The organism is Phenylobacterium sp. (assembly GCF_030679875.1).
Classification (GTDB): domain Bacteria; phylum Pseudomonadota; class Alphaproteobacteria; order Caulobacterales; family Caulobacteraceae; genus Phenylobacterium.
Window position 1 is genome coordinate 15,047 of the sequence record NZ_JAUXSP010000005.1, and the last position, 12,954, is coordinate 28,000.

Annotated in this window: 13 protein-coding genes and 1 tRNA gene; 6 read left to right on the forward strand and 8 right to left on the reverse strand. The window is 67.1% G+C overall.

Annotation, left to right across the window (positions count from 1 at the left end):
* Positions 1–40: 40 nt before the first annotated feature.
* The 4 genes from xseA to Q8K84_RS02840 all read right to left on the reverse strand — a co-directional run bounded on the left by xseA (position 41) and on the right by Q8K84_RS02840 (position 3,974).
* Positions 41–1,624 carry an exodeoxyribonuclease VII large subunit gene (gene xseA, locus Q8K84_RS02825; RefSeq protein ID WP_370867819.1) on the reverse strand — a complete coding sequence of 528 codons (1,584 nt, stop codon included), beginning with the start codon at positions 1,622–1,624 and terminating at the stop codon, positions 41–43.
* Positions 1,625–1,707: 83 nt separating this feature from the next.
* Entirely contained in the window at positions 1,708–2,562 is an 855-nt protein-coding gene (locus Q8K84_RS02830) for a hypothetical protein (RefSeq protein ID WP_305280513.1), read from the reverse strand.
* A gap of 480 nt (positions 2,563–3,042) precedes the next feature.
* Complete coding sequence (locus tag Q8K84_RS02835) at positions 3,043–3,384, reverse strand: hypothetical protein (protein WP_305280515.1); 342 nt, start codon at positions 3,382–3,384, stop codon at positions 3,043–3,045.
* A gap of 80 nt (positions 3,385–3,464) precedes the next feature.
* Positions 3,465–3,974: a GcrA family cell cycle regulator gene (locus Q8K84_RS02840; RefSeq protein WP_305280517.1), complete on the reverse strand. Its 510-nt coding sequence runs from the start codon at positions 3,972–3,974 to the stop codon at positions 3,465–3,467.
* Positions 3,975–4,198: 224 nt separating this feature from the next.
* Between Q8K84_RS02840 and Q8K84_RS02845 the strand changes: the two genes are divergently transcribed.
* The 4 genes from Q8K84_RS02845 (at position 4,199) to Q8K84_RS02860 (ending at position 8,555) form a co-directional block, all read left to right on the forward strand.
* The gene (locus Q8K84_RS02845; RefSeq protein ID WP_370867820.1) at positions 4,199–5,035 is read left to right on the forward strand and encodes an ABC transporter permease; all 837 of its coding nucleotides are present in this window, start codon (positions 4,199–4,201) and stop codon (positions 5,033–5,035) included.
* Positions 5,036–5,343: 308 nt separating this feature from the next.
* Positions 5,344–6,525, forward strand: coding sequence for an aspartate aminotransferase family protein (locus Q8K84_RS02850; protein WP_305280683.1), 1,182 nt, complete (start codon positions 5,344–5,346; stop codon positions 6,523–6,525).
* Between the two features lie 111 nt (positions 6,526–6,636).
* Positions 6,637–7,572, forward strand: coding sequence for an ornithine carbamoyltransferase (gene argF / locus Q8K84_RS02855; protein ID WP_305280519.1), 936 nt, complete (start codon positions 6,637–6,639; stop codon positions 7,570–7,572).
* A gap of 56 nt (positions 7,573–7,628) precedes the next feature.
* Positions 7,629–8,555 carry an Hsp33 family molecular chaperone gene (locus Q8K84_RS02860; protein WP_305280521.1) on the forward strand — a complete coding sequence of 309 codons (927 nt, stop codon included), beginning with the start codon at positions 7,629–7,631 and terminating at the stop codon, positions 8,553–8,555.
* A gap of 12 nt (positions 8,556–8,567) precedes the next feature.
* Here the strand turns inward: Q8K84_RS02860 and metZ are convergent, their stop codons facing one another.
* Positions 8,568–9,752: an O-succinylhomoserine sulfhydrylase gene (gene metZ / locus Q8K84_RS02865; RefSeq protein WP_305280522.1), complete on the reverse strand. Its 1,185-nt coding sequence runs from the start codon at positions 9,750–9,752 to the stop codon at positions 8,568–8,570.
* Positions 9,753–9,876: 124 nt separating this feature from the next.
* On the opposite strand from metZ, the gene Q8K84_RS02870 reads away from it, so the two are divergent.
* A complete protein-coding gene (locus tag Q8K84_RS02870; protein ID WP_305280523.1) occupies positions 9,877–10,899 on the forward strand; it encodes a 2'-deoxycytidine 5'-triphosphate deaminase in 1,023 nt (340 codons plus the stop codon).
* 10 nt (positions 10,900–10,909) lie between these two features.
* On the opposite strand, the gene Q8K84_RS02875 is transcribed toward Q8K84_RS02870, so the two are convergent.
* Entirely contained in the window at positions 10,910–11,275 is a 366-nt protein-coding gene (locus Q8K84_RS02875) for a VOC family protein (RefSeq protein ID WP_305280524.1), read from the reverse strand.
* A 70-nt stretch (positions 11,276–11,345) separates the two neighbouring features.
* The gene (locus tag Q8K84_RS02880) at positions 11,346–12,206 is read right to left on the reverse strand and encodes a lysophospholipase (protein ID WP_305280526.1); all 861 of its coding nucleotides are present in this window, start codon (positions 12,204–12,206) and stop codon (positions 11,346–11,348) included.
* 115 nt (positions 12,207–12,321) lie between these two features.
* On the opposite strand from Q8K84_RS02880, the gene Q8K84_RS02885 reads away from it, so the two are divergent.
* Positions 12,322–12,396: transfer RNA gene (locus Q8K84_RS02885), tRNA-Gly, on the forward strand.
* A 66-nt stretch (positions 12,397–12,462) separates the two neighbouring features.
* On the opposite strand, the gene Q8K84_RS02890 is transcribed toward Q8K84_RS02885, so the two are convergent.
* Positions 12,463–12,846 carry a limonene-1,2-epoxide hydrolase family protein gene (locus Q8K84_RS02890; protein WP_305280529.1) on the reverse strand — a complete coding sequence of 128 codons (384 nt, stop codon included), beginning with the start codon at positions 12,844–12,846 and terminating at the stop codon, positions 12,463–12,465.
* Positions 12,847–12,954 lie beyond the last annotated feature (108 nt).

The window sequence follows — 12,954 nt, forward strand, 5'->3', positions numbered from 1 at the left end:
GCCAATGTAGCGCGCTGTCGGGGCCTCGAACAGACCACCCCTAGAAGAGATCGCCCTGGGCGGAGGAGGTCGCGGTCGGCTTTTTCGGCCGGGCCTGGCGCCCGGCGTCGGGCGCGGGGCGCGGGGCGGCGGCGGGATCCCCATCGACCACGGCGCTGCGACGGGTGTCGGCGAAGACCAGCGAGACGGTTTCGCCGGCCTCCAGCGCCGCCCCCTGGCGGGCCAGGCTGCCGTCGGCCCGATGCACGCGGGCGAAGCCCCTGGACAGGGGCCGGTCGGGATTGAGCGACTGGCGAAGCTTCTCCACCGCCGCCAGCCGTTCCCCCAGGCGCTCGGTGGTCCGGGCGACGGCCGGCGTCAGCCGGGCGCCCAGGGCGTGCAGCTGTTCGCCCTGGGCCGCCTGGGGGCGAGCCAGAAGGACGGGGGTCAGGCGGACCGTCAGGCGGGCGAGATCGCGACCATGATCGGCGGCGTTGCGCTGAAGTCCGGCGCCGAGGCGGGCGCCGAGCACCCCGAGCTTCTGGCGCTGCGCCTCCTGGGGCCGCAACAGAAGCCCCGCCGACAGGCGGGACGCCACCTGGACCAGGCCCCGCTCATGGGCCGCAGCGTTCTTCTGCAAGCCCGCGCTCAGGCGGCCGGCGGCCAGGTTGAAGCGCTGGGCGGCCATCTCCATCAGGTCGGGAACCCGGGCCAGGCTGCGGCCGGCGCTCTGCACCCGGCCCTGGCGGTCCTCCACCACCTTGCCGCCGCAGCGGTGCAGGCGGGCGTGCAGGTCGCTTAAGGACGCCCGCAGCTCGGCCAGGACGGGCGTGGCCATCTCGGCGGCCGCCGTGGGCGTCGGCGCCCGGCGGTCGGAGACGAAGTCGATCAGGGTGGTGTCGGTCTCATGCCCCACCGCCGAGATGATCGGAATGTCGGCGGCGGCCACAGCGCGGACCAGGGCCTCGTCATTGAAGGCCCAGAGGTCTTCCACCGACCCGCCGCCCCGGGCGACGATGATGATGTCGGGCCTGGGCAGGTCGCCGGTGGTCGGCAGGGCGCAGAAACCGCGGATGGCCGCGCTCACCTGGGAGGCGGCCTGCTCCCCCTGAACCACCACCGGCCAGACGATGACCCGGCAGGGCCAGCGGTCGCGGATGCGGTGCAGGATGTCGCGGATCACAGCGCCCGTGGGGCTGGTGACCACGCCAATGACGGCGGGCATGCCCGGCAGGGGGCGTTTGCGGGCGGTCTCGAACAGTCCCTCGGCGGCCAGCTTGGCCTTCAGCCGCTCCAGCTGGGCCAGCAGGGCGCCGACGCCGGCGGCCTCCATGGTCTCGATGACGATCTGATAGCGGGAGCCGGCCGGGAAGGTGGTGATCTTGCCGGTGACGATCACCTCCAGCCCCTGTTCGGGCCGCACCGACAGGCCGCGCACCGACCCCTTCCAGACCACCCCGTCAATGGCCGCGCGCTCGTCCTTCAGGGTCAGATAGACGTGGCCGTTGCCATGGTGGGTGACCTTGGACAGCTCCCCGCGCAGGCGGACAAAGCCGTAGCGATCCTCCAGCGTCCGCTTCAGCGCGAAGGCGAGTTCCGAGACCGAATAGGGCTGGGCGTTGGAGTCAGGCGCGGCGTCGCTCATGGCGCGAAGCTAGCCCGTCTCGCGGTGGGGCAAAACCGGGCGCGGGGAAAAACTGGCCGGGGAGACTAGATGCGAGTGCGAGGCTAGACCTCTCGAATTGAGAACTTGATGTTCCGCGAGGTCAGGATTTCAGCGACCAGAGCCCCAATAGCTTCTGGATGGTCGCTGGCTCTGATCTGAAGCGTCATGCCGCCTTCTACGGGAATGGTCCGAACTGCTCTGACGCCGCGCAACGAGAACAACAATTGCGTTAGCTCATCGGCGCGGCTCAGCGGTACGCCGACAAGGTCAATAAGTAGCTCAAAGTCGCTACTAGCCAAGGGGTTGCGGGGGGCTAGCGCATTTTCATTGGAGTAAGGCGCGCCGTAGGCGCGAGCGTTCATTGATGAACGTGTCGTGCGCTCGATCATCGACACGCGAAACAACAGCTCGTCGAGCCTCTTAGTTATAAACTCTGTGTCAGACACCTTTTGAACTTCCATAGTTGCCGGCGTTATGCCGCTTAGGTGTTTAAGAAACGTGGAGTAATCTGGATTTTCTTGTGCGGCTTTGGAGGTAGACAAAACTCTGCTTGCCAACTCTCCACGAAACGCGACCATTTCAGCGTATCTAAGACTTCTAGGATATTCAAGATGATCGATAGAGGATATGTCGAATGAAAACGGAGTCTCGTCGTCCTTTACAATGATTGTTGGTTTGTCGAATGCGAGGCGCATACCCAACTCGAACATAACATTTGGATTTCTGGCGCTGACGTCGCAGACGACGAGTCCATCCTCATAGAGGTTATTTATTATGCGCTGATGTATAACCCCAGATGCCGTGTCTCGACTGACTAATCTTGCATCGAAACCAGCGTCCGCAATGGCCTCCCTCAGTATTGCTTCGACCGCCGCCCAGTGATCGGCCCCATAGTCGTGAAAGGCTGCGATCGGCATTATAAGTCCGCACATGGGACGATCCGTAGATTCGATCGCGGGGCTAGCTGCCTTGGGAGACGTTTTCGTATTCAATTCTCGATCTCCTACACAACGCCTCCAACTTTTCGGCCCGCGCCGAAATGGGAGAAGAGCGAGTGGTCATTCATTCGCTTCGTCCAATCTATCCCTTGAAAGCCTCGATTATTGCATTGTCAATTTATGGGCTGTTTGGGACTGGGGGGCTGAGAGTTGAAAAACGACCGCAATGATCATTGTCCAGGCGTCAGCCACGTCCAAATAGCCCCTCGCTCGGTCGCATCGGAGGTGGCCGTAAGCTGCGCCGGAGCGGTGCGATATGACGAAGGACGTGAAGGTTCAGGCGGCCGGAGTGCTTCGGGACGATCTCGTCGCGTTCAAGGACGCCTGAAAGCGTGCCAAGGCCGGCGATGACTTGCAGGCACGGGTGATCGCCTGCGCGCTCATGCGAGAGACGGCGTTCTAGCTCTGGAAATACCCCGCCGCCCGCAACCGGCGACGGTGGGCGAGAAACAGCGTGCCGGTGCTGACGCCTAACGAGAGAGCCCAAATCAAGGCATCGGGGCTGTCCCCCCAAGCCGCCAATGCCGGCCAGGCGAGCGCCCTCTCCACCGCAAGCAAGGGCAGGAGGCTAACTCCAGCAAAAACGATGTAGCTGATGAGAGCCAGCGCCTTTGGTGGTGGGCGACGCCACTCTGCAATCTTCAGCAAGGCGCTGAAGTAGGCCCAGGCGAACGCCGCAAGCGAGGTCAGGTAGAAGGCGCCTTCTATCGCGCCGACGAGCATGGGATGGGGCGGCGACATGCAGCGTCCAATCTCAAGACCACCCGGCGCCCAAGCGGGTCTGGAACCCACCTGAGCGCCGGGCCGATCTCAGATCGTCGTCAGATATACCGGCGCAGGGAGCGGGCCAGGTCGGAGCCGCCGGCGCGCTTCTTGGACTGGGCCGGCTGGTAGGCCACCCGGGCGTGTTCGGTGCAGTAGGGGCCATCGCTGCAACGGCGGCCGCAGAAGGTGAAGCCGTCGCTGGACGGGTCGCCGATCGGCCACTTGCACATGTGGGCGCCCAGGGTCAGCACGGTGGCCGAACCTGGCGCCTCGTCCACATAGCGGACCGGCGCCTGGGCCGGAGCGGCGGCCTCGGCCTCCACCGGCTCGGCGATGCGGCGCGGCGCCGAAGGGGCGGCGGCGGCGGCCCGCTGGGGCCTAGGCGCCTTGAACACCGGGCGCGCCGGCTTGGACGGGATCGCCCGTCCCGACAGGCCCAGGCGATGGACCTTGCCGATCACCGCGTTGCGGGTGACGCCGCCCAGTTGTTTCGCGATCTGGCTGGCCGAAAGGCCGTCTTGCCAGAGCTTTTTGAGTGTATCGACTCGCTCGTCAGTCCAACCCATCAGAGCCTCCCAAAACGGCCGCCTGTCTCGGTGGCCACCCCGCGCGGCCGGCCGAAACAATATCTTGTGGGGCGGGCCTTCGCCTGACCCCACGGACTACCAGATATCGTAAAGACTTCCTTAAGAGCCACAATAGGCGCCCCTGGTTCCATCCACAGGAACTACATATAGCGTCGGAAGGTCGCAGACTTGCAGGCTGCGCCCTGTGAGCGCACATGTGGCGCATGAACGATATGTCGCCCGTCCGCGCCGCCGAAATCTCCGCCGCTGTCCCGCCGGCGCCGCGGGCCTATCACGGCTTCAACTGGCCCGGCTTCCGCACCCTCTATCTGCGGGAGGTCAAGCGGTTCTGGAAGGTGGGGACCCAGACCCTGGGCGCGCCGGTGGTGACGTCTCTGCTGTATATGATGGTCTTCGTCGTCGCCGTCGGCGGGACGCGGCCGAATGTGGGGGGCGTGGCCTTCGCCACCTTCATCGCGCCGGGCCTGATCATGATGACCATCCTGAACAACGCCTTCGCCAATGCGTCCTCCAGCCTGCTGCAGGCCAAGGTCAATGGCCTGGTGGGGGACTTCATGACCCCGCCGCTGACCCCGCTGGAGCATGTGGCGGGCTTTGCGCTCGGCGCGGCCACCCGGGGCCTGCTGGTCGGCGCGGTGACCTGGATCGCGGTCATGCCCTTCGCCAACCTGCCGCTCACCCACCTGTGGGCGGTGCTCTATTTCGCCGGCGTGGCCTCGATGATCCTCGGCCTGCTGGGCATCATGGCCGGCCTCTGGGCGGAGAAGTTCGACCATATGGCTGCGGTCACCAACTTCGTCATCATGCCGATGACCTTCCTGTCGGGGACCTTCTATCTGGTCGACCGGCTACCCGAGCCGTTCCGCACGGCGAGCCATTTCAACCCGTTCTTCTATCTGATCGACGGCTTCCGCTATGGCTTCATCGGCCAGGCCGAGGGCTCCCTGCTGACCGGGGTGGGCATGACGGCGGGCATCGCCATCGCCTTCGCCTGTGTCTGCCTGTGGATGTTCGAGAGCGGCTACAAGCTGAAGACCTAGAGCGCGTTCCGTAAAAGTGGACTCCGGTTTTACGGTTGAAACGCGCTCCAACCTTGGACTCTGGAGCGTGAGGCGCTCCGACGGTTCCATCTGATTGCATCACGCTCTAGGGGCTGGTCGCCGGGACACAGGCTCGGGCCCGTCTTGCCGCGCCCCCGCGAAGTCATTGACAGAGCGCCGTTCGCGCCGGAAAACATCGAGCCTTCCAGTCCCCGTCGCCCGGCGTGCGGGGACGTTTCCTTTGGAGGCCTCCTCCCGTGACTGAAAAGACCGCGACGTCCGCCGCGACCGTTCCCAGCGACCACATCATGGGCGTGTACAACCGCGCTCCGCTGGCGTTCGAGCGAGGCGAGGGCGCGCGACTGTTCACGGCGGACGGCGAGGCCTATCTGGACTGCATGGCCGGCATTGCGGTGAACGCGCTGGGCCACGCCCATCCGCGTCTGGTCCAGGTCCTGAAGGACCAGGCCGAGAAGCTCTGGCACGTCTCCAACATCTTCAAGATCCCGGGGCAGGAGGCGCTGGCCAAGCGCCTGTGCGCCGAGACCTTCGCCGATGTGGTGTTCTTCACCAACTCCGGGGCCGAGGCCGTGGAATGCGCCATCAAGACGGCGCGGAAGTATCACTGGGCGCGGGGCAATCCTGAGCGGGTCGACATCATCGGCTTCGAAGGCTCCTTCCACGGGCGCACCGTGGCTGCGGTCAACGCCTCGGGCAATCCGTCCTATCTGGAGGGTTTTGGTCCGCCTCTGCCGGGCTTTGTCCACCTGCCCTACGGCGACCACGACGCCCTGCGCGCCGCCATCGGCCCGACCACGGCGGCGATCCTCATCGAACCGGTCCAGGGGGAGGGCGGCGCCCGCTCCCTGCCCGTGGCCTGCATGAAGGGCCTGCGCCAGCTCTGCGACGAGCAGGGCATCCTGCTGATCTATGACGAGATCCAGTGCGGTCTGGGCCGTACCGGCCGCCTGTTCGCCCATGACTGGGCCGAGGGCGAGGGCGATCCCGACATCATGTGCGTGGCCAAGGCCCTGGGCGGCGGCTTCCCCGTCGGCGCCTGCCTGGCCACCATCGAAGCCGGGGCGGCCATGAGCGTCGGCTCCCACGGCTCGACCTATGGCGGCAATCCGCTGGCCATGGCGGTCGGCGAGGCGGCCCTGGACGAGCTGGCCAAGCCAGAACTCCTGGCCCATGTCCGCGATGTGGCTGGCTATTTCAACCAGCAGATCGCCGGCCTGAAGGACCGCTATCCCGACGTGGTGGCCGATGTCCGCGGCAAGGGCCTGCTGATCGGCGTCAAGCTGGTCACCCCCAATCGCGAGTTCATGCAGCACGCCCGCGACGAGCACCTGCTGATCGCAGGCGGCGGGGACAATTGCGTTCGTCTGCTGCCGCCGCTGAACCTCACCCTGGGCGAGGCCCGCGAGGCGGTCGAGCGTTTCGAACGCGCCTGTGACCGGGCCCGCGCCAAGGCCCGCGCGGCGGCCTGATCTCCTTCACGCCCGGCCATGGGTCGGGACTCAGCAATCAAGGACCCCGCGCTCAGCTCGCGTCACTTCGGATTTCCGGCGCAAGCGCGGGGTCGTCGGGATTTCCCTTCGATGACCTCCCCTCCGAGACACTTTCTCGACCTCTGGCGGATGGAGTCCGCTGACCTGCGCGCCATCCTGGATGACGCCCGGGCCCGCAAGGCCGCCCGCGCCGGCTGGCCCAAGGGCCAGGTGGACGCCGACGCCCCGGCCCGCGACCGGGTGCTGGCCATGATCTTCGAGAAGCACTCCACCCGCACCCGCTTCTCGTTTGACGCCGCTATGCGCCAGCTGGGCGGCGATGTGATCATCTCCACCTCGGCCGACATGCAACTGGGTCGCGGGGAGCCCATCGAGGACACCGCCAAGGTGCTCTCGCGGATGGTCGACGCGATCATGATCCGGGCCAACACCCATGAGGACCTGGAGCGCCTGGCGCTGGCCGCCACCGTGCCGGTGATCAACGGCCTGACCGACAAGAGCCATCCCTGCCAGATTCTGGCCGACCTGCTGACCTTCGAAGAGCATCTGGGCCCTGTGAAGGGCCGCACCCTGGCCTGGGTGGGGGACGGCAACAATGTCTGCGCCAGCTTCATCCATGCGGCGGTCAAGTTCGGCTTCAAGCTCAACATCGCCTGTCCCACCGTCTATCACCCGGACCTGACCGACCTCGCCCGGGCCTCGGAGATGCAGGGGCAGGTGGTGATGACCGACGATCCCCGGGCCGCGGTCCGCGGCGCCGACTGCGTGATCACCGACACCTGGGTCTCCATGGGCGACACCGACCACGACGCGCGCCTGGCGGCGTTCGAGCCCTATCAGGTGGACGCCGAGCTGATGGATCTGGCGGCCAAGGACGGCATCTTCCTCCACTGCCTGCCCGCCCACCGCGGCGAGGAAGTGACCGACGCCGTGATGGATGGCCCACGCTCGAAGATCTGGGACGAGGCGGAAAACCGCATCCACGCCCAGAAGTCGATCCTGGCCTGGTGCTTCGGGGCGATCTGAGGCCGCAGAGACCGGGGGCTCGCAATCGGACCGGCTGGTCCCTATATGGCGACCCCATGTCCCAGAACCCGCTCCCCATCCCCGACGACGTCGTCGGCCCGTTCCAGATCGAGGACGCCGCGGTCCGTGGCCGCCTCGTGCGCATGGGTCCGGCCATCGACGAGATCCTGGCCGCCCACGCCTATCCCGAGGCCGTCGCCAACCTGCTGGGCGAAACCTGCGCCCTGGCCGCCCTTGTGGGCTCGGCGCTGAAGTTCGAGGGCCGGCTGATCGTCCAGGCGCAAGGGGAGGGACCCGTGCGTTATGTGGTCGCCGACTACGACACGGCGGGCCACCTGCGGGGCTATTGCCGGTTTGACGCCGACGCGGTGGCTGAGGCCTCGCAGGGCTTCGTGCGCCCTGGGGCCAAGACGCTGCTGGGGGGCGGGGTCTTCATCATGACCGTCGACCAGGGCCCCGACATGGACCGCTACCAGGGGGTGACCGCCATCGAGGGCGAGACCCTGGCCCTGTGCGCCGAGCAGTATTTCGCCCAGTCCGAACAGACCCCCACAAGGGTCCGGCTGGCGGTCGGTCAGGCTGACGTCGGCGAGGGCCTGCGCTGGCGGGCCGGCGGCATGCTGATCCAGAACGTGGCCGAGGATCAGGCCCGGGGCTCCACCGAGGAGGCCTGGACCCGCAGCCAGGCCTTCTTCGAGACCATCGGCGAGGACGAACTGCTGGACCCCAGCATTTCCGGCCAGACCCTGCTGTTCCGCCTGTTCCATGAGGACGGCGTCCGGGTGTTCGAGGACCAGGCGCTGAGCGCGGTCTGTCGCTGCTCGGAAGAGCGCATCCGCGGCGTCCTGGCCTCGTTCGAGGCTGACGAGCGCGCCGATATGGTCGAGACGGATGGCAGGATCCACGTCACCTGTGAGTACTGCGCCAAGACCTATCGGCTTGAGCCCGAGAGCCTGATTCAACGATCAGACGGTTCGGTCTGATCGCATCAGGCTCTAGGCCTGATCCAGGGCCCGCTCTACGTCGCGCTGCAGATCGCGGTCGTTCTCCAGGCCCACGCTCATCCGCACCCAGCCCTCGGTAAGCCCGATGGACTCCCGCTCGGCCGCCGGCATCGACCGGTGGGTGGTGGTGCAGGGATGGGTGGCCATGGACTTGGCGTCGCCCAGATTGTTGGAGATGTCGACGATCTGCAGGGCGTCCAGGAACCGCCAGGCCGCCTCACGGCTGCCCAGGTCAAAGGCCAGCACATTGCCGCCGCCGGTCATCTGGTTGGCGATGATGGCCGCCTGGGGGTGATCGGGACGGCCGCAATAGACGGTCTGGCGCACCTTGCTGTGGGCGGCCACGGCGTTGGCCACATGGGCGGCGTTGTCGCTCTGGCGGCGGACCCTAAGGTCCAGGGTCTCCAGGCCCTTCAGCAGAACCCAGGCGTTGAAGGGCGACAGGGCCGGTCCGGTATGGCGCAGGATGTCCTTGTAGGACTCCAGCATCAGCTCTTCGCCGCCCAGGATGGCGCCGCCCAGGACCCGGCCCTGGCCGTCAATATGCTTGGTGGCCGAATAGACGACGATGTCGGCGCCCAGAGCCAGGGGCTTCTGGAAGATCGGCGTGGCGAAGACATTGTCCACCACGAGCTTCGCGCCGCAGGCCTTGGCGATGTCGGCGACCGCGCCGATGGGGGTCACCTCAAGCAGCGGATTGGCCGGGCTCTCCACCAGGAAACACTTGGTGTTGTCCCGCACGGCGGCTTTCCAGGCTTCCGGATCGACGGCGTCCACATAGGTCACCTCGACGCCGAACCGGGGCATCCACTCCGACAGGATCCAGCGGCAGGAGCCGAACAGGGCGCGGCCGGCCACCATGTGGTCGCCCGCCCGCACCAGACCGGTCAGGGCCACATGCACCGCTGACATTCCAGACGCCGTGGCGCGGCAGAGGTCGGCGCCCTCCAGCAGGGCCAGCCGGTCCTCGAACATCTGCGTCGTCGGGTTGCCGAAGCGCTGGTAGATGAAGCCCGGCGCGTCGCCGGCGAACCGGGCGTCGGCGGCCGCGGCGCTGTCATAGGCGAAGCTCTGGGTCAGGAAGAGGGCCTCGGAAATCTCCCCATAGGCTGTGCGGGCCATGCCGCCCCGGACCAGTTTGGTCTCCAGGTTCCAGTCGCGCGGATCTTCGGCCATGGGGGCTCCTCCCGGCATGCAAGCTCGGAGTGCGCATCAACCGCCTCAGGGCTTGACGGTCAAGGGCTCCGGCGCGACGTCTCGGCGCTTGTCAGACTCAAGGCCAGCGGCGAGTGTCCCAGCGATGAATGACGCCCTGCTTTCGCCCGGCATCCTGCCCTGCCAGGCCATCGACGCCCTGGTCGCCCAGGGCGCCATCACCAGCGCCAGCCCCTTCGATCTTGACCAGGTCCAGCCCGCCAGCCTCGACCTGCGCCTGGGCGCCCGGGCCTGGCGGGTGCGGGCCTCTTTCCTGCCGGGCCTGGGGCGCAAGGTCGCCCAGCGGCTCGAGGATGTGGCCATGCACGAGCTCGACCTCGCCCGCGGCGCGGTGCTGGAAAAGGGCTGCGTCTATATCGCCGAGCTTCAGGAGGCCCTGGCCCTGCCGGCCGGGGTGTCGGCGCGGGCCAATCCCAAGAGCTCGACCGGCCGGGTGGACGTCTTCGTCCGCCTGCTCACCGACCATGGGGCGGCCTTCGACGACGTGGCCGAGGGCTATGTCGGACCGATCTATATGGAGATCGCCCCCCAGACCTTCTCCATCCTGGTGCGCACCGGCACCCGGCTCAATCAGCTGCGGCTGAAGCGCGGGGCGCCGCCCAAGCTTGATTTGCGCAGCGTCGGCGTCGACCTGACCGAAGGGGTGGCCGGTTTTCGCGCCCGGCGCCATGCCGGGGTCATCGACATGGACAAGGAAGACGGCCACGACCCCCGGGACTTCTGGGAGCCCCTGGTCCCCCGCCACGGAGAGCTGCTGCTCGATCCCGGCGAGTTCTACATCCTGGCCTCGAAGGAGGCCGTGGAGATCCCCGTCCTGCAGGCCGCCGAAATGACCCCAATTGACCCCTCTGTGGGGGAGTTTCGGGTGCATTATGCGGGGTTTTTCGACCCCGGTTTCGGCACCGAGGAGGCCGGCGGCCAGGGTTCCCGCGGGGTGCTGGAAGTCCGCAGCCACGAGACCCCCTTCCTGCTGGAGGACGGCCAGACCGTGGCGCGCCTGGTCTATGAGCCGCTGACCGAAAAGCCCGCCCGGCTCTATGGAGAGGGCGGCTCCCACTACCAGCGCCAGGGGCTGAAGCTGTCGAAACACTTCCGCCCCTGGGGCTGAGCAGGCGGCCTTAGCCCATCTTGAAGACGCAGAGCTTGTTGCCGTCCAGGTCGCGGAAATAGGCGCCATAGAAGTTGGGGATGCGGATGCCCGGCGCGCCCTCGTCGACGGCGCCGGTCTTCAGGGCCAGGCTGTGGATCTCGTCCACCAGCTCCCGCGACGGGGCCGCCAAGGCCACCATCGTCCCGTTGCCGGGGCTGGGCGCCTCACCGTCATAGGGGGCGCAGACGCTGAGCATGGGTCCCGCCCCATTGGAATAGCCCTGCATCCGGTCGCTGCCGAAGGCCGGCTTGGCGCCCAGGGGGCCAAGCAAGGTGCTGTAAAAGCTCTTGGCCCGCTCCAGGTCGCTGACGCCCAGTGTGACATAGCCGATCATCGTTAGGTCCTCCCCGTTTCTGACAGGCCATAGCCTAGCCCGGCTGACGGACGGGGAAGCAAGCCGTTCCTCAGGCGACCACGGCCTCCAGCCAGGTGGTGAGCTCGGCGATAACCTCGGCGCGATTGGTCTCGTTCAGCATCTCGTGCCGGCCGCCGGGATAGACCTTGAGGGTCAGGCTGGTGAGGCCGGCGGCCCGATAGCGGTCCATGAGCGGCGTCAGCAGGGCCAGGCCCTGATTGATGGGGTCCTTGTCGCCGACGAACACATAGAGCGGCAGGTCCTTGCGAATCTTAGCGATCTCCGCCGGGTCGCGCAGCCGGGCCAGAAGCCGGCTGAAGGACGCCTCAGACCCCGGCTTGCGGGAAAAGCCGCACAGGGGGTCTGCGATGTAGGCGTCGACCTCGGCGGGGTCCCGTGACAGCCAGTCGAAGGGGGTGCGGGGCGGCTCTCCGTCCATCGTCACCTCGTCCAGCCTGCGGGCCGGTCCGGTCCGGTCGCCAAAGGCCGCGGTGCCCGACAGGACCAGTCCATCAATGGCGTCAGCGTGATCGAACACATAGGCCTGGGCGAACATCGAACCCAGGCTGTGCCCCATCAGCACCAGGGGCAGGCCAGGGTTCGCTTCCCGGGCCAGGTCGGTCAGGGCGCGCAGGTCCTCGACGATCAGTTCCGCGCCTCTCTCGCCAAAGTCGCCGAAGGCTTCGGGCGAAGGCGCAGTACGACCGTGCCCGCGGTGATCATTGGCGTAGACGACCCAGCCCTTGGCCATCAGGCCTTCGAGCCGGGGGCGGTAGCGGCCGGCGTGCTCCCCCATACCGTGGGCCACCTGAAGGATCGCCCGCGGCGTCGTGGCGGGGTCCCGCCACAGGTACCCAGCGATGGTCGCGCCGTCCGCACCCTGGAAGCTGAAGACGTGTTCGTCACTCATGGCTGTCTCGCTTTGCGCTCCAGGATTCGCCATGATCGTGTCGCTCGCCCCAGTCCGGGTCAACATAAGCCGCCGGTTGACACGAGCCCCCTGCGCCCCCGATAGGAAGTCCTGCGCGGCCGTAGTTCAGAGGTAGAACGTCAGCTTCCCAAGCTGAATGTCGGGGGTTCGATTCCCCCCGGCCGCTCCAAGGGCCTCACCGGGGCGGTGCGCCGCTCGCGGGCGTCTGGGGCGGTTGAGGCCGGCCCCCGCCGATTCAGCCCGTCGGCCACTGGGACAGGATCGTATTGGCGTCGAAATAGTCCCGCCAATAGCTGATCTTGCCCTCCACGACCTCGAACACGCCGGTGACCGGCAGCTCCACCCACTTGTCCGCCAGCTGGTGCCGGTCGAGGCGTTCAAGGAAGACCGTCGAGCCATGGGAGGCCTCGCGCAGCAGCTTGAACTCGTTGTGCAGGGTCGGGGCGAAGAAGGGTTCAAGGAGGCCGCGGACACCGGCCGGCCCATGGACGACGGGCAGGGGCGGCGGGTTCACATACTCGCAATCGTCAGCCAGCCAGCGGATGGCGCCGTCATACTCCAGCCGCTCCATGTCTCTCAGGAATGCGCGGACGACGTCGAGGGGGGCGGGGGCGGGCATGGGAGTCTCCTGGGCTTGTTTGCAGGCCCGCAGACTCAGCGCTTCGCCTCAGGCTCGCAACGACCTGCCGGGTCGTCGGCGCTTCAGGACGCGTCGGTCTCGGCGGGG